At 72.3% G+C, this 20282-nt stretch carries 19 protein-coding genes; 13 read left to right on the top strand and 6 right to left on the bottom strand.

Features of this window, described 5'->3' with window-relative positions:
* Positions 1–7 precede the first annotated feature (7 nt).
* Entirely contained in the window at positions 8–1630 is a 1623-nt protein-coding gene (locus tag ACFV7Q_RS07280) for a HEAT repeat domain-containing protein (RefSeq protein ID WP_385424678.1), read from the bottom strand.
* Positions 1631–1814: 184 nt separating this feature from the next.
* Between ACFV7Q_RS07280 and ACFV7Q_RS07275 the strand changes: the two genes are divergently transcribed.
* Together ACFV7Q_RS07275 and argH are read left to right on the top strand one after the other, a co-directional pair.
* The gene (locus ACFV7Q_RS07275) at positions 1815–3017 is read left to right on the top strand and encodes an argininosuccinate synthase (RefSeq protein WP_385424676.1); all 1203 of its coding nucleotides are present in this window, start codon (positions 1815–1817) and stop codon (positions 3015–3017) included.
* A 122-nt stretch (positions 3018–3139) separates the two neighbouring features.
* Entirely contained in the window at positions 3140–4570 is a 1431-nt protein-coding gene (gene argH / locus ACFV7Q_RS07270) for an argininosuccinate lyase (protein WP_385424674.1), read from the top strand.
* 182 nt (positions 4571–4752) lie between these two features.
* Here argH and ACFV7Q_RS07265 read toward each other — a convergent pair whose 3' ends face one another.
* Together ACFV7Q_RS07265 and ACFV7Q_RS07260 are read right to left on the bottom strand one after the other, a co-directional pair.
* Positions 4753–5934 carry a hypothetical protein gene (locus tag ACFV7Q_RS07265; protein ID WP_385424671.1) on the bottom strand — a complete coding sequence of 394 codons (1182 nt, stop codon included), beginning with the start codon at positions 5932–5934 and terminating at the stop codon, positions 4753–4755.
* An 87-nt stretch (positions 5935–6021) separates the two neighbouring features.
* Entirely contained in the window at positions 6022–6537 is a 516-nt protein-coding gene (locus ACFV7Q_RS07260) for an HAD domain-containing protein (protein WP_385424668.1), read from the bottom strand.
* Between the two features lie 82 nt (positions 6538–6619).
* On the opposite strand from ACFV7Q_RS07260, the gene ACFV7Q_RS07255 reads away from it, so the two are divergent.
* From ACFV7Q_RS07255 to ACFV7Q_RS07245, 3 genes are all read left to right on the top strand, one after another.
* Positions 6620–7171 carry a TetR/AcrR family transcriptional regulator gene (locus ACFV7Q_RS07255; RefSeq protein WP_385424666.1) on the top strand — a complete coding sequence of 184 codons (552 nt, stop codon included), beginning with the start codon at positions 6620–6622 and terminating at the stop codon, positions 7169–7171.
* Positions 7168–8727 carry an MFS transporter gene (locus ACFV7Q_RS07250; RefSeq protein ID WP_385424663.1) on the top strand — a complete coding sequence of 520 codons (1560 nt, stop codon included), beginning with the start codon at positions 7168–7170 and terminating at the stop codon, positions 8725–8727. Before ACFV7Q_RS07255 ends, ACFV7Q_RS07250 begins: the two co-directional genes overlap by 4 nt.
* A 70-nt stretch (positions 8728–8797) precedes the next feature.
* Complete coding sequence (locus ACFV7Q_RS07245; RefSeq protein WP_385424766.1) at positions 8798–10297, top strand: membrane-associated oxidoreductase; 1500 nt, start codon at positions 8798–8800, stop codon at positions 10295–10297.
* 11 nt (positions 10298–10308) lie between these two features.
* Here ACFV7Q_RS07245 and ACFV7Q_RS07240 read toward each other — a convergent pair whose 3' ends face one another.
* A complete protein-coding gene (locus ACFV7Q_RS07240; protein WP_385424763.1) occupies positions 10309–10938 on the bottom strand; it encodes a lysophospholipid acyltransferase family protein in 630 nt (209 codons plus the stop codon).
* A gap of 300 nt (positions 10939–11238) precedes the next feature.
* Here ACFV7Q_RS07240 and ACFV7Q_RS07235 point away from each other — a divergent pair, with 300 nt between their 5' ends.
* The 3 genes from ACFV7Q_RS07235 to ACFV7Q_RS07225 all read left to right on the top strand — a co-directional run bounded on the left by ACFV7Q_RS07235 (position 11239) and on the right by ACFV7Q_RS07225 (position 13678).
* A complete protein-coding gene (locus ACFV7Q_RS07235) occupies positions 11239–12435 on the top strand; it encodes a glycerophosphodiester phosphodiesterase (protein WP_385424661.1) in 1197 nt (398 codons plus the stop codon).
* A 160-nt stretch (positions 12436–12595) separates the two neighbouring features.
* Positions 12596–13135, top strand: a complete 540-nt coding sequence (locus ACFV7Q_RS07230) for a sigma-70 family RNA polymerase sigma factor (protein WP_385424658.1) — start codon at positions 12596–12598, stop codon at positions 13133–13135.
* A 36-nt stretch (positions 13136–13171) separates the two neighbouring features.
* The gene (locus tag ACFV7Q_RS07225; RefSeq protein ID WP_385424655.1) at positions 13172–13678 is read left to right on the top strand and encodes a GNAT family N-acetyltransferase; all 507 of its coding nucleotides are present in this window, start codon (positions 13172–13174) and stop codon (positions 13676–13678) included.
* Here ACFV7Q_RS07225 and ACFV7Q_RS07220 read toward each other — a convergent pair.
* Together ACFV7Q_RS07220 and ACFV7Q_RS07215 are read right to left on the bottom strand one after the other, a co-directional pair.
* Complete coding sequence (locus ACFV7Q_RS07220) at positions 13668–14090, bottom strand: hypothetical protein (RefSeq protein WP_385424760.1); 423 nt, start codon at positions 14088–14090, stop codon at positions 13668–13670. The genes ACFV7Q_RS07225 and ACFV7Q_RS07220 overlap by 11 nt on opposite strands.
* Before the next feature lie 7 nt (positions 14091–14097).
* Positions 14098–14466 (bottom strand): hypothetical protein, encoded by a 369-nt coding sequence (locus ACFV7Q_RS07215; RefSeq protein ID WP_385424653.1) that lies wholly within the window; start codon positions 14464–14466, stop codon positions 14098–14100.
* A 625-nt stretch (positions 14467–15091) separates the two neighbouring features.
* On the opposite strand from ACFV7Q_RS07215, the gene ACFV7Q_RS07210 reads away from it, so the two are divergent.
* The 5 genes from ACFV7Q_RS07210 (at position 15092) to cbiE (ending at position 20035) form a co-directional block, all read left to right on the top strand.
* Positions 15092–16186 (top strand): methionine ABC transporter ATP-binding protein, encoded by a 1095-nt coding sequence (locus ACFV7Q_RS07210; RefSeq protein ID WP_385424650.1) that lies wholly within the window; start codon positions 15092–15094, stop codon positions 16184–16186.
* Entirely contained in the window at positions 16183–16851 is a 669-nt protein-coding gene (locus tag ACFV7Q_RS07205; protein WP_385424647.1) for a methionine ABC transporter permease, read from the top strand. The genes ACFV7Q_RS07210 and ACFV7Q_RS07205 overlap by 4 nt, the downstream gene beginning before the upstream one ends.
* Positions 16852–16996: 145 nt before the next feature.
* On the top strand, positions 16997–17857 hold the full coding sequence (locus ACFV7Q_RS07200) for a MetQ/NlpA family ABC transporter substrate-binding protein (RefSeq protein ID WP_385424644.1): 861 nt from the start codon (positions 16997–16999) through the stop codon (positions 17855–17857).
* A 225-nt stretch (positions 17858–18082) separates the two neighbouring features.
* Positions 18083–18757, top strand: coding sequence for a GNAT family N-acetyltransferase (locus ACFV7Q_RS07195; protein WP_385424641.1), 675 nt, complete (start codon positions 18083–18085; stop codon positions 18755–18757).
* A gap of 75 nt (positions 18758–18832) precedes the next feature.
* Positions 18833–20035, top strand: a complete 1203-nt coding sequence (gene cbiE / locus ACFV7Q_RS07190; protein ID WP_385424638.1) for a precorrin-6y C5,15-methyltransferase (decarboxylating) subunit CbiE — start codon at positions 18833–18835, stop codon at positions 20033–20035.
* The last annotated feature ends 247 nt before the right edge of the window (positions 20036–20282 follow it).

The following is a 20282-nucleotide window of genomic DNA, read 5'->3' as shown; positions in this document are numbered from 1 at the left end:
GGGGGCATTATTCGTCCTGAACCTGCTTTTCCCCAGAGGTACTTGGACCGGTGAGGCCCAGGAGGGCGCGCCGGGTGGCCAGCTCGTGCGCGCTGAACAGGCGGGCGGACCTGCGCAGCAGGGCGGCGAGCTCCGCCGTGTCCGCCTCCCCGGTGGACCGGCTGAGCTGCCAGTCCCAGCCGCGTACGGTCGCCCGGGCGCGCCCGCGCACCTTCGGTTCCCAGTCCGAGGACAGCGTCACGGCGGCCCGCAACGCGTCGATCCCGCCCCGCGCGCGGAGCAGCCGGAGGGCCGCCCGGCGGACGTGCAGGCCGTCGCGCGCGGTGCAGCGGGCGGCCAGCGGACCCGGGTCCAGCCGGACGGCCACCGGCAGCAGGGACAGGCAGGCCTCGCGGGTCACGGACGGGGCCGGGTCGTCCAGCAGCGCGAGCAGGGCCGCGTCGTCGAGGGTGGCGTCGAGCTGCCGCAGCCCGGCCACCGCGGCGGCACGCACCCGGCCGACGGGGTGCCCGAGCAGCTCCCGCAGCAGCGGCACGTCCGTGCGGCGGCCGCATTCGGCGAGGCCGGCCACCGCGTACGGGGACGGGCCGGCCGGGTCGGTGACCAGCCAGCGGTACCGGGCGTGCGGGTCGCCGCCGTCCTGGCCGACGAGCCGGCGCGCGCAGGCCCGTACCAGCCCGGAGCGGTCCGCGAGGTACCGCTCGGCCTCGGCGGACCGCCCGGCCGCGCGCAGGGCGGTGACCCCGCCCGAGCGCACCGCGGGGACGGGGCTGCCGAGCAGCGCGTCGATCGCCGCGTCGGCCTCGCCGGCGCCCGCCCCGCGGTGTGCCGAGGCCAGGGCCTCCAGGGTGGCGTCGGCCCACTGCCGGGCCGTCGCCGGATCGCGTTCGGCGCCGGCGTGCCGGGCGAGCTCCGGCAGGCCCATGACGCCGCGGGCGAGGCTGATGCGGGCGGCGAAGCGCCGGGTCGGCAGGTGCGCCTTGAGCCGCAGCCCGGACAGCAGCGCGTCGGCCTCCTTGCGGGAGGGCGGGCCCGCGAGCAGGCCGACCCGCCACCACTGCCCGAGGCGGGGGTTCCGGGCGTGCAGGGCGGCTTCGAACAGCTCCACCGCCCAGGCTCCGCGTTCCCGCCCGGCAAGTCGCAGGACGAGCGGGATCGCGGTGAAGACGGTGTGCGGGGCGTCGGCGGCCAGGGCCTCCACCAGCGCCCGGCGGGCCCGTGCGCGGACCTGTGGAACCCAGTCGGTGCAGCGGATCACCACGAGCGGCAGCGGCAGCGGCGTGTGCGTCGTGCCGAGCGCCACCTCCCGCTCCCAGCCGTCGGGGTGGCACAGGCGCAGCTCCAGCGGCGTCTCCACCGGCCGGGGCGCGCGGCGCAGCACTGCGAAGCGCGACCGCGCCGACCTGCCCGGCCCGCCCGACCTGCCCGGCCCGCCCGACCTGCCCGGCCCGCCCGGCCGGTCCGGCCCGCCCCGGCCGGCCAGGGCGCCCCGTACGTGTGCGTCGAAGGCCAGCCAGGCCTCCGGGCCGCCGTGCGGAAGCACCCCGCCGTCCGGGACCGGGCCGCCGTCCAGCAGTTCCTGCGCCGCGGCGCGACCCGCCTCGGCGTCCCGCCGCCGTTCCGTTCCCATGCGCCCTCCCCGGCCCGCCCGGCAGCGCCGTCCGCCGCTCGACAGGGGGAGCGTAGTCGGGGGACGCAAGGGGCGCCGTGGATATTTCCCCTGGTCAGGCGGACGACCCACCGACCGATTGACGAAACATACGGAACAGTGCATAGTTATGCCCATCGCTGGATCGCACCGTAAGGAGAAACCCGTGACCGAGCGCGTCGTACTCGCCTACTCGGGCGGCCTGGACACCTCCGTCGCCATCGGTTGGATCGCCGAGGAGACGGGCGCCGAGGTCATCGCCGTTGCCGTGGACGTGGGCCAGGGCGGCGAGGACCTGGACGTCATCCGCAAGCGCGCGCTCGCCTGCGGTGCCGTCGAGGCCGAGGTCGCGGATGCCAAGGACGAGTTCGCCGACGAGTACTGCCTCCCGGCGATCAAGGCGAACGCCCTCTACATGGACCGCTACCCGCTGGTCTCGGCCCTCTCCCGGCCCACCATCGTCAAGCACCTGGTCGCCGCCGCGAAGAAGCACGGCGCCGGCATCGTCGCCCACGGCTGCACCGGCAAGGGCAACGACCAGGTCCGCTTCGAGGCGGGCATCCAGGCCCTCGGCCCCGACCTGAAGTGCATCGCCCCGGTCCGTGACTACGCGATGACCCGGGACAAGGCCATCGCCTTCTGCGAGGCGAAGAACCTCCCGATCGCGACCACCAAGAAGTCCCCGTACTCCATCGACCAGAACGTCTTCGGTCGCGCCGTCGAGACGGGCTTCCTGGAGGACATCTGGAACGCGCCGATCGAGGACATCTACGAGTACACCTCGAACCCGGCCACCCCGCGCGAGCCCGACGAGGTCGTCATCTCCTTCAAGGAGGGCGTCCCGGTCGCCATCGACGGCAAGCCCGTCACCGTGCTCCAGGCCATCCAGCAGCTCAACGAGCGGGCCGGCGCCCAGGGCATCGGCCGGATCGACATGGTCGAGGACCGCCTCGTCGGCATCAAGTCCCGCGAGGTGTACGAGGCTCCGGGCGCGATCGCACTGATCACCGCCCACCAGGAGCTGGAGAACGTCACCGTCGAGCGCGAGCTGGCCCGCTACAAGCGGCAGGTCGAGCAGCGCTGGGGCGAGCTCGTCTACGACGGCCTGTGGTTCTCCCCGCTCAAGCGGGCCCTGGACGGCTTCATCAACGAGGCCAACCAGCACGTCACCGGTGACATCCGGATGACCCTGCACGGCGGCCGCGCCGTCGTCACCGGCCGGAAGTCGGAGGAGTCCCTCTACGACTTCAACCTCGCCACCTACGACACCGGCGACACGTTCGACCAGTCCAAGGCCCAGGGCTTCATCGACATCTTCGCCCTCTCCGCGAAGATCGCCGCGCGTCGTGATCTGGCAGGCGGAGCCTGACGCAGACCGCGGCTGAGCCGTCCCGCCGTACGCAAGCGAAACGGCCTCCCCGTTACCTCCGCGGCGGGGAGGCCGTTGCACACCCGAGCCATGCAGCAGTCTTGAGGAGCAGGAGCAGCAGAGTGAGCAGCAACAACGGTGGTGACGTCCGGCTCTGGGGCGGCCGGTTCGCCGACGGTCCGGCGGAGGCCCTGGCGAAGCTTTCCGCGTCCGTCCACTTCGACTGGCGCCTCGCCCCGTACGACATCGCCGGCTCCCGCGCCCACGCCCGCGTGCTCCACAAGGCCGGGCTGCTCACCGCCGACGAGCTCGACCGCATGATCGCGGGCCTGGACCGGCTGGAGGCGGACGTCGCCGACGGCTCCTTCACCGGCACCATCGCCGACGAGGACGTGCACACCGCCCTGGAGCGCGGCCTGCTGGAGCGGCTCGGCGCCGAACTCGGCGGCAAACTGCGCGCCGGCCGGTCCCGCAACGACCAGGTGGCCACCCTCTTCCGGATGTACTTGCGCGACCACGCCCGGATCATCGGCGGCCTCATCGCCGACCTCCAGGACGCCCTCGTCGGCCTCGCCGAGACCCACCCGGACGTGGCCATGCCCGGCCGCACCCACCTCCAGCACGCCCAGCCGGTGCTCTTCGCGCACCACGTGCTCGCCCACGTCCAGTCGCTGTCCCGGGACGCCGAGCGGCTGCGCCAGTGGGACACCCGGACCGCGGTCTCCCCGTACGGCTCGGGCGCCCTTGCGGGCTCCTCGCTGGGTCTGGACCCGGAGGCGGTCGCCGCCGACCTCGGCTTCGAGCGCGGCTCGGTCGGCAACTCGATCGACGGCACGGCCTCCCGTGACTTCGTCGCCGAATTCGCCTTCATCACCGCCATGATCGGGATCAACCTGTCCCGGATCGCCGAGGAGATCATCATCTGGAACACGAAGGAGTTCTCCTTCGTGACCCTGCACGACGCCTTCTCCACCGGCTCCTCGATCATGCCGCAGAAGAAGAACCCGGACATCGCCGAGCTGGCGCGCGGCAAGTCCGGCCGGCTGATCGGCAACCTGACCGGCCTGCTCGCCACCCTCAAGGCCCTCCCGCTCGCCTACAACCGCGACCTGCAGGAGGACAAGGAGCCGGTCTTCGACTCCTGCGACACCCTGGAGGTCCTGCTCCCCGCCTTCACCGGCATGATGGCCACGCTCACCGTCAACCGGGAGCGCATGGAGGAGCTGGCACCGGCCGGCTTCTCCCTCGCCACGGACATCGCGGAGTGGCTGGTCAAGCAGGGCGTGCCGTTCCGGGTGGCGCACGAGGTGGCCGGCGAGTGCGTCAAGGAGTGCGAGGCGCTCGGCATCGAGCTCGACGAGCTCACCGACGAACAGTTCGCGAAGATCTCCGAGCACCTGACCCCGGAGGTCCGCACCGTCCTGAACGTCCCCGGCGCCCTCGCCTCCCGCAGCGGGCGGGGCGGTACGGCCCCCTCGGCGGTGGCCCTCCAGCTCACCGAGCTGAAGGCGGACCTGGTGATCCAGCACGCCTGGGCCGCGCACAAGCAGTAGCCCGCCCGCGGCAGCCATCCGCTGCCGTCCCCGTACGCCCGTGGCCCTGCGGCCCGCACCCCCGTACGCCTCACGGCCCCGGGGCATGTACGTCCGCACGCCGCGGGGAGCCCGGAGGGGCGGCCGGAGCCAGGTGCTCCGTCCGCCCCTCCGTCGCGTCCGGCCCCGTCCGGTCCGCCCGCTCAGCGCAGCGGGTGGTCCGGCTCGTAGTTGGTCAGGACGCACCCCTCGACCTGCGACTTCTCCAGCCGGTACCCCGACGGGGCGGAGAAGCCGGGGGTGCAGTTCAGGTACAGGAACTGCAGCTGGTACAAACCGAACCGGGACGAGGGGTCATTGGTCTCGACCGCGATGTTCTCGCCGACGAGCAACAGGCTCCCGGTCGCCTTCAGCTTGCCGTCGTCCTTCAGGTCGGCCTGCTGGGCGGCCTTGGCCTTGGTCTGGAGCTTCTTCATGTCTCCGACGGTGTCCAGCCAGCTCAGGTCGTGGGCGCGCCGCTCGCCGGCCGGCTGCCCGCACAGCGCGCGGCCGGTCACGCCCCAGTCCAGCGCGTTGCCCTTGACCACCGGCTGGTAGTCGATCGACTCGATGGCCACCGCCTCGGGATCGGTGGAGAAGTTCTTCTCGCAGTCCAGGCTGTTGCCGACGAGCTTGCGGAGCTCGGCGATGCTGCCGGCGCGCGGGAGGCCGAGGCTGCCGTTCTTCGGCTGGCCGAGTTTCGAGCCGTCGCCGGCCGGGTCCTGCGGCATTTCGAAGTTCGGGCTGCCCGAGCCGTCCTCCGCGGAGACGAAGTCCGTGAGCCCGCAGCCCTCCACCAGCGGCTTCTCGCGCTTGTACCCCTCGGGGACCCGGCCGCCCGGGTTGCAGACCAGGACGCGCAGGTCGGAGCGGACCAGCTTCAAGGCCGACTTGGTCGCGGTGGGGAAGGCGACGAAGCCCTTGCCGATCAGTACCCGGCTCTCGTGGCCGTAGCCACCGTCGCCCCCCTTGATCCGGTCCATGACGTACTGCTTGTAGCCCTCCTGGAACGCCTTCATGTCCTTCGGGACGGCGATGACGATGTCGCCCTTCTCGGCCTTGTCGCTGCACACGCCGAGCTCCGCCACCGACCACTGGCCGGCCTTGGGGAAGTCCCCGCGCGGCATCCGCGGGTCGTCGGCCTTCGCGCTCAGGTCGTCGCAGGAGGTGAACTGCCGCATGTGGCGCTGCGCCTCGGCGAGGGGCCCTTCTGCGGGGGCGGCGGACGCGGAGGGGGTGGCGGTGGCTCCGCCCGGTGGGGACGTTCGGCCGCCTTCCTCGCACGCGGCGAGGGTGGCCAGGCAGCTGAGGGCGGCGGTGGTGGCGAGGATCCGCTGGATGCGCATGGGTCGCTTTCGTCGGAGGCAGATCACCAGGGGGTGGCATGCGCATGCTAAATGCGCGCGCCGAGCACGATCAAAACCCGCCCCGCCTCACGCCGCCCACTCCGCCAGGGCGTCGAAGTCCGGCCGGGTCAGCCCGATCCGCTCGTCGATGCGCATCAGCAGCGCCCGGAAGGGGTGGCGCTGGTCCACGTACTCGCGGTCCATGTCCGTGATGTCGTCGTCGATCCAGGCGAACTCGCGGCCGTCCGCGTACTCCAGGACGTACTGCGTCTTCCAGAAGGTTCCGCGGGGCGCCCTTCCGTGCATCTGCGGCCAGTCGACGTACGGCAGCCGCGGCAGGCCGAGGTGCGGGCCGATCCAGTCGTTCGCCTCGTCCTTCCAGGTCGTCGCCCAAACCAGGTCGTACGCATCCGCCAGGGCGAGCAGCTCCGCGCCGTGGGAGGGGTTCAGCCACACGCGCAGCGGCTTCGCGCTCTCGGCCCCGGTCCAGCCCGTCGGTCGCATCCGGTGGGTGGTGTACCCGTCCGGCCGGCGCTGGGCTTGCGCGGCGTACGGGTTCAGCGGGCCGTCCACGTCGATCAGGAGCAGGGGTTTCGTCCTCATCCGAGCAGTCTTTCCTTCCCGGTGCCGGAGGGCACCGCAATAAAATGAGACACTGGCGTCTCATTTGGTGTACCGTTGTCTCATGGCCATGGATCGTGACCAGGTGCTCCGCGACGCCGCAGCCCTGCTCTCCCGCAAGTCGACCGCCACGATGGACGAGGTCGCCCGCGCCGCCGGCATCGGCCGCGCGACCCTCCACCGGCACTTCGCCGGGCGCGACGCCCTCGTACGGGCCCTGGAGGAACTCGGCATCCGCGAGTTCGAGGACGCCTTCGACCGGGCGCGCCTCGACGAGGGCACCGCGGTGGAGGCGCTGCGCCGGCTCGTCGCCGAGAGCGAGTCCAACGCCCAGTTGCTGGCCTTCCTCGTCACCGAGAACCAGCTGTTCGAGGGCGACCAGGTCAACGAGGGATGGGCCCGGCTCGACGCCCGCGTCAGCGCGCTGTTCCGGCGCGGCCAGGCGGAGGGTGACATCCGGATCGACCTGAGCCCCGCCTGGCTCACCGAGGCCCTCTACGGCCTCATCGGCACCTGCGCCTGGGCCGTCATGGACGGCCGGGTGGCCGCCAAGGACTTCCAACACATGATCATCGAGCTTTTGCTCGGTGGCGCGCAACGGAGTGATAGGACATGACCGCAACCGAGCAGCTGAAGCCCCGGACGGGGGCGGAGACCGGCGGGGGCGGCAGCCGCGGGCGCTGGCTCGCGCTGGCCGTGCTGGTGCTGGCCGTCCTCCTCGTCGCCGTCGACGCCACCGTCCTCGGCCTCGCCACCCCGTCCCTCTCCGAGGACCTCAAGCCGTCCGGCACCCAGCTGCTCTGGATCGGCGACATCTACTCCTTCGTCATCGCCGGCCTGCTCGTCTCCATGGGCTCCCTCGGTGACCGGATCGGCCGCAAGAAGCTCCTCCTGACGGGAGCCACCGCCTTCGGCGCCGTGTCCGTCCTCACCGCCTACGCCACCAGCCCCGAGATGATGATCGTGGCCCGGGCCCTGCTCGGCGTGGCCGGCGCGACCCTCATGCCCTCCACCCTCGCGCTGATCCGGAACATCTTCACCGACCCGCGGGAGCGCAGCCTCGCCATCGGCATCTGGGGCGCCACCGCCTCCGCGGGCGCGGCCGTCGGCCCCGTCGTCGGCGGAGCGCTGCTCCAGCACTTCTATTGGGGCTCGGTCTTCCTCATCAACCTGCCCGTGATGATCGTGCTGGTCCTCGTCGGCATCAAGCTGCTGCCCGAGTCCAAGAACCCCGTCGCCGGACCCTGGGACCTGCTCAGCGTCGCCCTCTCCCTCGTCGGCGTCATCGGCGTCGTCTACTCCGTCAAGGAAGCCGCCACCCACGGCCCGACCTGGGACGCCGGCCTCGCCGCCGCGGTCGGTGCGGCCGCCCTGTACGCCTTCGTCCGCCGCCAGTTCACGCTCCCCGCGCCGTTGCTCGACATGCGGCTCTTCAAGGACCGCGGGTTCTCCGGCGCCGTGGTCGCCGACCTCCTCACCGTCTTCGGCCTTTCCGGCCTGCTGTTCTTCCTCTCCCAGTTCCTCCAGCTCGTCCAGGACCGCGAACCGCTGGAGGCCGGCCTCGCCGAACTGCCCGCCGCCATCGGCGCGGTCGTCACCGGCCTGGTCGCGGGCCACTGGGCCCGCCGGTTCTCCGTCCGGTCCGTCGTGGCCGGCGGCCTCGGGGCGATAGGCCTGGCCCTGGGCGCGCTCACCCTGGTCCGGCAGGACAGCGGCTACCCGTTGCTCGGTGCCTCCCTGCTCATCGTCGGCCTCGGTGCGGGCTTCTCCTTCACCGTCACCGCCGACGTGATCCTCTCCAGCGTCCCCAAGGAGCAGGCCGGCGCCGCCTCCGCCGTCTCCGAGACGGCGTACGAGCTGGGCGCCGCCCTCGGCATCGCCCTCCTCGGGTCCATCGTCACCGGCGTCTACCAGGGCTTCACCGCACCCGACACGGTCCCCGGGCCGCTCGCCGGGGCAGCCCACGAATCCCTCGGCGGCGCCGTCGAAGCCGCCGGGTCACTGGACCCGGAGACCTCCCACGCACTGTTGGACGCCGCCCGGGAGGCCTTCGTGGACGGCCTGCACTACGCCTCCGGCGTCAGCGCCCTCGTCCTGCTGGCCACGGCCGGGGCCGCCTGGTTCCTGCTCAAGGGGCAGAAGCTGCAGGACGGCGTCGCCGCCCACCACTGATTCCCATCCCAAAGGGTGGTGTCGCGCACGAAGTTGACACTTCGTCGGCGTGCGCGCCACCATCCCCGCGATGGAGATCAACGACCTGACCCCCGCCGAACGCCGCGTCTGGGAGGCCTTCCCGCGCGGCGAGGGCGTCGACTTCCGGGAGCACCCCGACGAGGACGCCGCCGACGGCGCGTCCTGGGGCGCCGAGCGGACCCTGCGGGCCGAGGTGCTCACCGCCCTCCTGCTGGGCAGGAACACCGGCGAGGGGCTGGTCTCCGGCCTCACGGTCAAGGGCGCCCGCATCACCGGCAAGATCGACTGGACGTACGCGACCATCGAGCACGGCATCCGCCTCCAAGCCTGCTGGTTCGAACGCACACCCGTCCTGTACGGGGCCCAGCTCCGCGCCCTCGTCCTGTCCGACTCGGCACTGCGCGGGCTGAGGGCCGCCAACCTCCGCGTCGAACTCGTCCTCCGGCTCTCCGGCTGCCGCATCACCGGACGCGTCCGCCTCCAGGGCGCGCGGATATCCGGCGGGCTCTTCCTGGAGCAGGCCGTGATCGGGACCCCCGACCGGGCCGTGACCGGAACCCCCGACACCGCCGAAGCGGCCGCCGAACCCGCGCTCCAGCTCAACCACGCGGACATCGCCACCGACGTCATCGCCATGGAACTCACCGTCCACGGCCAGACGCGCCTCAACGGCGCCACCGTCGGCGGCCAGGTCCAACTCGACGAGGCCCGCCTCCACGCCCCCGGCGGCATCGCCCTGCACGCGGAGACCCTCACCGTCGGCACCGACCTGCGCGCCCACCGGCTCGACGCCCGCGGCATGGTCAACCTGACCGGATCCCGCATCCCCGGCCAGGTCATCTTCACCCGGGCCCGCTTCCACGCCCCCGGCGAGACCGCCCTGCGCGCCTCCAGCTGCACCATCGGCGAGCTGTGGCTGAACCGCTGCGAGCCGGTTCAGGGTGCGGTGAACCTGCGCCGCTCCACCCTCGACCTGCTGTACGTCGAACCCGGGACCTGGCCCGACCGGATCCGCATCGCCGGCCTGACCTACCGCACCCTCTCCCCGCACCTGCCCCCCGAGGAGCGGCTGCCCGCCTTGGAGCGGGAGGAATTCGGGTACCTGCCGTACTCCTACGAGCAGCTCGCCGCGGCCTACCGCACCGCCGGCGACGAAGCCGCCGCCCGGACGGTGCAGCTCGCCAAGCTGCGGCGGCACCGGAGCACCCTGCCCCGGCACACCCGTCCGTGGGGGGTGCTCCAGGACGCCACCGTCGGCTACGGGTTCCGGCCGCTGCGCGCGGCGGGCTGGCTGCTGGCCCTGCTGCTGACGGGGTCGCTCGCGTACGGGCTCCGGCCGCCCCCGCCGCTGAAGGCGGGCGAGGCGCCGGAGTTCAACCCGGTGTTCTACACCCTCGACCTGCTGCTGCCGATCATCGGATTCGGCCAGGAGCAGGCGTTCGCGCCCCGCGGCTGGGGCCAGTGGCTGTCGTACCTGCTGATCGTGACCGGCTGGATCCTCGCCACGACGACCGCGGCGGGCGTCAGCCGGTCACTGCAGCGGCAGTAGGGCGGCCGGGGTCAGGCCGCCTTCGCCTTCGTGGCGTACATGTCCACGTACTCCTGCCCCGACAGCCTCATGACCTCGGCCATCACCGAGTCCGTGACGGCGCGCAGCACGTAGCGGTCGCGGTCCATGCCCTCGTAACGGGAGAACTCCATCGGCGCACCGAAGCGGATGGTGACCCGGCCCGGGCGGGGCATGCCCTTGCCGCCGGGCTGGAGCTTGTCGGTGCCGACGATGGCGAACGGGACCACGGGGGCGCCGGTCATCAGCGTCAGGCGGGCGATGCCGGTGCGGCCGCGGTAGAGGCGGCCGTCGGGGGAGCGGGTGCCCTCCGGGTAGATGCCGAAGATCTTGCCCTCCTCCAGGATCCGCCGGCCGGTCATGAGGGCGGCGACCCCGCCGTTGGCGCCGTCCCGGTCCACCGGGATCATGCCGGCGCCGGTGAAGAACCACGCCATGGCGCGGCCCTTGACGCCCTTGCCGGTGACGTACTCGTCCTTGCCGATGAAGTGGACCGTGCGGTCGCACACCAGCGGCAGGATCATGGAGTCGATGAAGGTGAGGTGGTTGCCCGCCAGGATCACCGGGCCGGAGCCGGGGATGTTCTCGATGCCCTCCACACGGGTGCGGAACATCGTGCGCATGACCGGTCCGACGGTGGCCTTGATGAGCGCGGTACGGAACAACGTGAGCCCTCCGGCATCGAGAAGCGGCTTCGCACGACACGGCGGCCGTGCAGGTGAGGACGATACTCGTGGGTCAGGTGCGATCGCACATCGGGTTCACGAGGTCGAAACCTCGTGTTGACACGCGTTTGCGCCATGTTCGGCCGGTACCCCCCTGCCCGCCACCGGCCGCTGCCTACCATCGGCAGGCCGATCCGGGCCGCCGGACCCGCCGACCGAGCCGGGCAGCGGGCCCTTCAGACGACGGGAGTGGCACTGATGACGCAGGGTGGGGCAGCACGGCGGACGGTCCTGGGGGCGGCCGTCCTGGCGGCGGGCGCCGGCATGGCCGGGCTCGGCGCCGGATCCGCGCACGCGGCGGAGCCCGCGGAGGCGGCCGGTTCGGCGGAGGCGGCCGGGTCCGGGCAGGCCCGCCAGGGCGGCGGGTACAAGGACCTGCCCGTCCCGCTGGTCATCGGCCACCGCGGGGCCAGCGGCTACCGGCCCGAGCACACCCTCGGCTCGTACGCACTCGCCCTCGACCTGGGCGCGGACGTCGTAGAGCAGGATCTCGTCCCCACCCGGGACGGACACCTGGTGTGCCGGCACGAGAACGAGATCGGCGGGACCACGGACGTCGCCGATCACCCCGAGTTCGCCTCCCGGCGCACCACCAAGACCGTCGACGGGGTCGCCGTCACCGGCTGGTTCACCGAGGACTTCACCCTCGCCGAGCTGAAGACCCTCCGCGCCAAGGAGCGCATCCCCGCCCTCCGCCAGCGCAACACCCTCTACGACGGCCGCTGGGAGGTGCCCACCTTCGAAGAGGTGCTGCGCTGGGCCGACCGGGAGGGCAAGCGGCGCGGCAAGCGCGTCTGGCTGCACGTCGAGACCAAGCACCCCAGCTACTTCCGCTCCCTCGGCCTCGGCCTGGAAGAGCCCCTCGCCCGGCTGCTGCGCCGCTACGGCCGCGACGGCCGCAACGCCCCCGTCTTCCTCCAGTCCTTCGAGCCCTCCAGCATCCAGCGCCTCGCCCGGCTGGTGGCGGCGCCCCGCGTGGTCCTGCTGGGCGCCGCGAACACCCGCCCCTGGGACTTCGAACAGGCCGGGGACCCGCGCACGGTCGCCGACCTGGTCAAGCCCGCGGGGCTGAAGTGGATCGCCGGCTTCGCCCAGGGCATCGGCCCCACCCTGGACCTGATCGTGCCGCGCGACGCGGCCGGCCGGCTCGGGACCCCGACCACCCTGGTCAAGGACGCCCACGCGCAGGGCCTCGTGCTGCACCCCTACACCGCGCGCAACGAGAACAACTTCCTGCCCGCCGAGTACCGCAAGGGCACCGACCCGGCCGCGTACGGCGACGCCTTCGGCGCCTTCCGGACGTACTTCGAGCAGGGCATCGACGGCATCTTCACCGATCACCCGGACACCGGTCTGCTCGCGGCGGAGGCCTTCCGCCCCGGCCGCGGACGCTAGCCGCAGGCCCGGCGTGCCCCGGCCCGTGCCGACCCGGCCCGCGCCGCTCCGGCTCGCGCCGGGCCGCCAGCAGGTGTCGACCAACAACCGGAACAACGCCTTCGGGTGAGCTGTGCCGGGCGGGGAAACCGCCCGGCACGGCCCGCGCGTCCCGCCCGGCATGGACCTGCTGAAGGACTCCGATCTTCTGAACCAACTGGGCCCGCTGCTCTCCGCCGAGGCGGCCGCGGAGGCCCCCGGCACCGGCGTGGACGCGGCCGACCTGGAACAGGCCGTCTGGGTCAGGCTGCTGGAATACGGCCCCGCCCCCACCGAGCCGGCCCGCTGGCTGCGCCGGGCGGTGCGCGCCGAGGCCCGTGTCGCCCGCCGCCGCGCCCGCCGGGAGGTCCCGTACGGCTCCCGCCACCACTTCGTGGACGGCTGCCGCCCGGGTAATGCCGGCGCCGCCCCCGAAGAGGCCCTGCTGCACCGGGAGGAGGGGCAGGCCCTCCGATCGGCTGTCGCCCGATTGCCCGGACGCTGCCCGGAGCTCATGCAGGCACTTCTCTCGCCGAGAGACTTGACTTACCGTGAAATCGCAGGGGAGTTGGGTATCTCACAAGGAAGTTTGGGACCGGTCCGTTCCCGCTGCCTGGGATGTCTGCGCAGAATGCTCGCGTCGGAGGTTGCGGCTCCTCGCCTTCGGGGAAGGGAGCGGTAGACCAACGGGCTACAGGTGAGCGGGAGGCGTGCGCATATGGGCATGAGCGTGACCATTTCGGCGGCGGTCGACGAGGACAGCGAGCAGATCCTCAAACTCCAGTACCTGGCCTTCCAGCGCGAGGCCGAGCTGTACGGGAACTACCGCATCCAGCCGCTCACCCAGACCCTGGACTCCCTCAAGGCGGAGCTCGCGTCCGACACCGTGCTCGTCGCCCGGCTCGGCGACGAGGTGGTCGGCTCCGTACGCGGCAGCGTCGACGAGGAGCGCACCGGCCGGATCGCCAAGCTCTGCGTGCACCCGCGCCTCCAGGGCCACGGCCTCGGCTCGCGCCTGCTGCGCGCCGTCGAGGAGGCCCTCGCGTCCCACGACGGCGCGCCCGCCCGATTCCGTCTGCACACCGGCCACAAGAGCGAGTCCAACCTGCGCCTGTACCGCAACGCCGGCTACGTACAGGTCGGCGGACGCACCGCCAGCGACGGCGTGAAGCTCCTGGTCCTGGAGAAGGAGGCGGGCGCCGCCGACTTCGCGGTCAGCGCCTGACGCGCAGCCAGAGCATCCCGGTGACCGGCAGGATCACCGGGATGAACAGGTATCCCATGCCGAACTGCGACCACACGGTGGAGTCGGGGAAGGACTCGGGGCGCACCACCGTCCACGTCCCCACGACCAACACACCGGCGAGCTCGGCGGCGCAGCACACCCGCGCCGCCTTGCGGGCGGTCTCCCCGCCGCGCACCAGCGAGTACGTGATGAAGCAGTAGACCAGCGCGGCCAGGCCGGTCAGTGCGTACGGCAGCGGCGCCCGGTCGAACTCGGTGGACATCTGGTAGACGGAGCGCGAGACCGCGCCGACCGTGATCACGCCGTACACCCAGACCAGCAGCAGCCCGGGCCCGGAGACCAGCCGCTCGCGCGCCGCGGGAGCGGTCCCGCCGACCGGCTCGGCGGTCATGTCGGTGTCAGGCACCGGGGGTCCCCCAGATGTCGTAGAGCCGTACTTCGAGCACGGCGAGGACGACCGCGCCGGCGGCCACCGTCACCGAACCCCACTTGGTCCGCTCGGTCAGCGAGAGCAGCCCGGCGGCCGGGACCGCGGCGAAGGCGCCCAGCAGATAGGCCACGAAGATCACCGAGCCCTCGTCGGGCTCCCCGCCGCGGGCCAGCATGACCACGCCCACCACCAGCTGGGCGAGGGCCAGCAGGCTCACCACGCCCATGCCGATGAAGTGCCAGTCCTTGGTGGGCTGGTCCCGCAGCGCGGCGAAGCCGCACCAGGCGGCGAGGGCGAGGGCGGCCGCTCCGAGGGCGACCGTCAGGGCGTCGAGCATGCAGCGAGCGTATTACGGGCCTCCCCGTCCGCCGCGCCCGCCCCCGCGCCCACCCGCAGCACGGCCCGCGTCCGTGCCCGTTCCGGCCCTGCAGGCGTCGGTAGTGGTCTTGACCACAGCGGACGCCTGTGCCGTACCGGCGTCGCCTCGTCCCGCACGTCCTGCTCGCCGGCGTCCGTGCAGGTCAGTGTGGGTGGAACGAGCCCGGGACGGGGCGCGGTGAGGCCGAGGACGTCCGGTATGTAGACGGTCCATGTCCGCTATCCGGACGTCTTTGATCGCTCAAGGGGCGGGTCTGCTTTACTGGGGCCCATGACCACGACGAGCAGCCGCACCCTTGCGACCGAGGCGACGATGACGCCCGGTGCTCGTTGTATGTGTCGAATGTGCGCCTTCTGAGGGCCCCTCTCCACCCGTCTCGCGCCCCGAAGCGAGACCGGCCGAGCCCGTCCGGCCCGCCGCCGCACCGACGGTAGTGGCAGGAAACGGAACGGATAGCTCCCGCCCCGCGCATGCGTGGAAACCGCCGAAATCTTCCGGTTCGACCCGTATCGCGCCCCAGATGTTTGCCCCGTGCCCGGCCGGCACCAGTCTGTGCCGCGCACTCGACAGCGACGGAATTCCTGTGATCACCACATCGGGCCTCACCAAGGTCTACCAGTCCCGTGGCCGCGAGGTCACCGCCCTGGACGGCGTCGACCTCCACGTCCGCGAGGGCGAGGTCTTCGGAGTCATCGGCCAGAGCGGCGCCGGCAAGTCCTCCCTCATCCGCTGCGTCAACCTGCTGGAGCGCCCCACCTCCGGCACCGTGACCGTCGACGGCGTCGACCTGACCGCCCTCGCGGGCCGCGGCCGCCGCGCCGGCCGCGAGCTCCGCGAGGCCCGCAGCCGCATCGGCATGGTCTTCCAGCACTTCAACCTGCTGTCCTCGCGGACCGTCCGGGCCAACATCGAGCTCCCCCTGGAGATCCTCGGCGTCCCCGGCCGCGAGCGCTCCCGCAGGGCCCTCGAACTCCTCGACCTCGTCGGCCTCGCGGACAAGGCCGGGGCCTACCCCGGCCAGCTCTCCGGCGGCCAGAAGCAGCGCGTCGGCATCGCCCGCGCCCTGGCGGGCGACCCCAAGGTGCTCCTCTCCGACGAAGCCACCAGCGCCCTGGACCCCGAGACCACCCGCTCCATCCTCCAGCTGCTGCGCGACCTCAACCGCCAGCTCGGCCTGACCGTCCTGCTCATCACGCACGAGATGGACGTCGTCAAGACGATCTGTGACTCCGCCGCCCTGATGAGGAAGGGCCGGATCGTCGAGACCGGCACCGTCGCCGGACTGCTCGCCACCCCCGGCTCCGAACTCGCCGCCGAACTCTTCCCCGTCAGCGGGGACGCCAGCGGCCCCGACCGCACCGTCGTCGACGTCACCTTCCACGGCGAATCCGCCACCCAGCCGGTCATCTCCCAGCTGTCGCGCACGTACAACATCGACATCTCGATCCTCGGCGCCGCGATGGACACCGTCGCCGGCCGCCAGATCGGCCGCATGCGCATCGAACTCCCCGGCCGGTACGAGGACAACGTCGTCCCGGTGGGCTTCCTGCGCGAGCAGGGCCTCCAGGTCGAGATCGTCGACGACGCCGACACCCCCGCAGCCGCGGTCGATGCCGCGGCCGCAGCCGAAGACGCAGACGCCGAGCTCGCCCAGCTCGTCAAGGATGGTGCCCAGTGACCTGGTCCGAGATGCAGCCCCTGCTCACCCAGGGCACGTACGACACCCTCTACATGGTCCTGTGGTCCACCCTGGTCACGGTCCTCGGCGGACTGCCCCTCGGGATCCTCCTCGTCCTCACCGACAAGGGCGGCCTCCTGCAGAACCGGCCGCTCAACAAGGTCATCGGCGTCATCGTGAACATCGGCCGCTCGCTGCCGTTCATCATCCTGCTGATCGCCCTGATCCCGGTCACCACCGCCGTCGTCGGCACCTTCATCGGCCCCACCGCGATGATCGTCCCGCTCGCCATCGGCGCCGTCCCCTTCTTCGCCCGCCTCGTCGAGACGGCCGTCCGCGAGGTGGACCACGGCCTCGTCGAGGCCGTCGAGTCCATGGGCGGCGGCATCCCCACCATCGTCGGCAAGGTGCTGCTCCCGCAGGCCCTGCCCTCGCTGGTCGCCGGCGTCACGACCACCCTGATCACCCTCGTCGGCTACTCCGCCATGGCCGGCGCGGTCGGCGGCGAAGGCCTCGGCTCCAAGGCCGTCACCTACGGTTTCCAGCGCTTCGAGACCGGATTCATGATCGCCACCGTGGTCATCCTGATCGCCATCGTCACGGTCATCCAGCTCATCGGCGACGGCGTGGTCCGCCTCCTCGCGCGCCGGGGCCGCACGGCCTGACCGCCACCCGGACCTGCGCACCACCCCCGCAGCCCCCACCCCACGAACCCCACCCCCCACAGAGCCCGCACTTGTCGTGCTTGGGCCACCACCCGCAAGTCCCGCGCACGACCTGCGCACTTGCACCACATGAAAGGCACTCTTCGTGCGTAAGAACATCAAGCTCACCGCCATCGCCGCCGCCTCCGCCGCGCTCGCCCTGGGCCTCACCGCCTGCGGCAGCGCCTCGGACCCGTCCTCCGCGAAGGCCGACGGCAAGGCCGACGAGACCAAGCCCCTCGTCGTCGCGGCCTCCCCGAGCCCGCACGCCGACATCCTGAACTTCGTCAAGGACGAGCTCGCGGCCAAGGAAGGCCTCAAGCTGGAGGTCAAGGAGTTCACGGACTACGTCCTGCCCAACACCGCCACCGAGCAGGGCCAGGTCGGCGCCAACTACTTCCAGCACAAGCCGTACCTCGACGACTTCAACAAGAAGAACGGCACCCACATCGTGCCCGTCGCGAACGTGCACCTGGAGCCCCTCGGCCTGTACTCCAAGAAGGTCAAGACCCTCGCCGACATCAAGCCGGGCCAGACCATCGCCGTCCCCAACGACACCACCAACGAGGGCCGCGCCCTCCAGCTCCTCGCCGCGAACAACCTGATCACCCTCAAGGAAGGCGTCGGCACCAGCGCCAAGCTGTCCGACATCACCGACAAGAAGGGCCTGGAGTTCAAGGAGCTGGAAGCCGCCACCGTGCCGCGCGCCCTCAACGACGTCGACGCCGCCGTCATCAACGGCAACTACGCCCTGGAGGCCAAGCTCTCGCCCGCCAAGGAAGCCCTGGCCCTGGAGAAGGCCGAGGGCAACCCGTACGCCAACTTCCTCGCGGTCAAGGCCGGCAACGAGAAGGACCCGCGGATCGAGAAGCTCGCCCGGCTCCTCGGCTCCGATGAGGTCAAGAAGTTCATCGAGGAGAAGTACCAGGGGTCGGTCGTCCCCGCCGCCGCCACCCCGGTCTCCTGACCCGCGGTACCCACCGCACCCGGCGCACCCCGCGCCACCAGTGCACACGGCCCCGCACGCCACCGACGGCGCGCGGGGCCGCGGCCTGCCCGCTTCCGGGCAGGGGCGGCCATGCACATCAGCCCGGCGATGCTGCATGCTGTGGCTGGACGGCCCGCACGACGGCGCCCCCGCACACTCGGTCCCGCACCACGGTCGCCCCACCTCTCAGGCATGGAGCTGCGCATGACTACCACCTTCCCGGACGTCACCATCAGCACGGACCGGCTGGTGCTGCGCCCCTTCGACCTGGAAGACGTCACCGCGCTCGCCGACATGATGAACGACGAGCAGGTCACCGCCTGGACCTCCCTGCCGCACCCCTACACGCACGCCGACGCCCACGCCTGGGCCACCCGCTACTCCCACGCGGAACGCGCCGAGGGCCGCGGCATCGTCTTCGCCGTCTCCGAGTTCCTCACCCAGCGCCTCGTCGGCACCGTGCACCTCAAGAACACCGACTGGCGCACCCGCAGTACCGAGGCCGGCTACGTGACGGCCCCCTGGGCCCGGGGCGAGGGCTACGCCAGTGAATCCGTACTCGCCGTCGCCCAATGGCTCTTCCGGGACCAGCGCTTCGAACGCCTGGAGGTCCGCACCGCCGCCGACAACACGGCTTCCCAGCAGGTCGCCCAGAAGATCGGCTGCATCAGCGAAGGCGTCCTGCGCAACGCATGGATAGCGCGCGCCCAGAGCGCCGACGGCTCCTGGACCGACACCCGAACCGACCTCATCGTCTGGAGCCTCCTCCCCGAAGACCTGGAGGACGCGGACGAGTACGGCGGCCATGAAGGCTACGGAAACGCCGTCGTCCACCGGGCCGACGCGGGCGGCCACCGCGTCTGCGCCGACTGGAACTGACCGGCGGCCGGGTAGTCTCGACCTGCCCGGCCCCCATGACACCTCGCCCGCCCCCACCCCAGGAGACAGACGACGATGGCCGACCGGGTCACGGTGATCGGCTGGGACGGTTCGCCCCTGACCGCGGCCGCCCGTTCCGCGCTCTCGGCCGCCACCCTCGTGGCCGGCGCCGCCCACCACCTCGCACTGCCCGAGGTTCCGCCCGCAGCCGAACGCATCCGCCTCGGCAGCCTCGGCCTCGCCGCCCGCCGCATCGCCGGCCACCGCGGCAGCGCGGTCGTCTTCGCCGACGGCGACCCCGGCTTCTTCGGCGCCGTCCGCACCCTGCGCGCCCCCGAATACGGCCTCGAAGTCGAAGTCGTCCCCGCCGTCTCCTCGGTCGCCGCCGCCTTCGCCCGCGCCGGCATGCCCTGGGACGACGCCCAGGTCGTCGTCGCCACCCCCCGCACCCTGCGCCGCGCCGTCAACGTCTGCCGCGCCCACGGCAAGGTCGCCGTCCTCACCTCGCCCGGCGCCGGCCCCGCCGAACTCGCCCTGCTGCTGGGCCCGGTCCACCGCACCTTCGTCATCTGCGAGGAACTCGGCACCGAGCGCGAGCAGGTCACCGTCGTCACCTCCGACAAGGCCCCCGACCACGGCTGGCGCAACCCCAACGTCGTCATCGTCATCGGCGGTCGGGCCGTGGCCGCCGACCCGCCCTGGCTGCTCGGCCAGAACCCGGCTCGTACCGGAGAACGCGGCTGGGCCCACCCCCTGCCCCACAGCGCGGAAGGGGAATCGGCCCCGCTGCGCGCCGCCCAGCTCGCCCGGCTCGGCCCGCGCACCGGCGACCTCGTCTGGGACATCGGATCCGGCTCCGGGGCCTTCGCCGTGGAAGCCGCCGCCTTCGGCGCCGCCGTCATCGCCGTCGACGCCGACCCGCGCGCCTGCGAACGCGCCGCCACGGCCGCCCGCGCGCGCGGCGTACAGCTCCAAGTCGTCCCGGGGCGCGCCCCGCACGTCCTGGAGGACCTCCCCGAACCGGACGTCGTCCGCGTCGGCGGCGGGGGAGCCGCGGTCGTCGCGGCCGTCGCGGACCGGCGCCCCGAGCGGATCGTCAGCCACGCCTCCACCCGCGACGAAGCCGAAGCCATCGGACGCGCCCTGGCCGAAGGCGGGTACACCGTCGAATGCGCCCTGCTCCAGGCCGTCGGCCTGGACACCCGCACCTGGACGGAACAGGACCGTTCCGTGGTGTTCCTCCTGGCAGCCGAACGCCCGGTGATCCGCCAGGCCTGAGCCCGCGGTAGGCTGGCCGATCGTCGTACTGCCCTGGTATGCCCGGGGGAGGCGGCAGGACAAGACGCGCGACGTGGCGCAGTCCACAGCGGACCGTGGCGGTTCTGGCCGCCATGGTGGCGAACGGGCGCGACAATGCTTACTGGTTGTCGCACGGGACGTACGCGTAGGCACGACGCACGCGTCCCACGGCGACCCCGCTCGTTGGGTCATGTGGGCGCCGGGCGATCGAAGAGGCAACACGATG

Source organism: Streptomyces sp. NPDC059851 (assembly GCF_042732005.1).
Taxonomy (GTDB): Bacteria; Actinomycetota; Actinomycetes; order Streptomycetales; family Streptomycetaceae; genus Streptomyces.
Note: the sequence above shows the minus strand (reverse complement) of the source record. Positions and strands in the feature narration are given on the sequence as shown.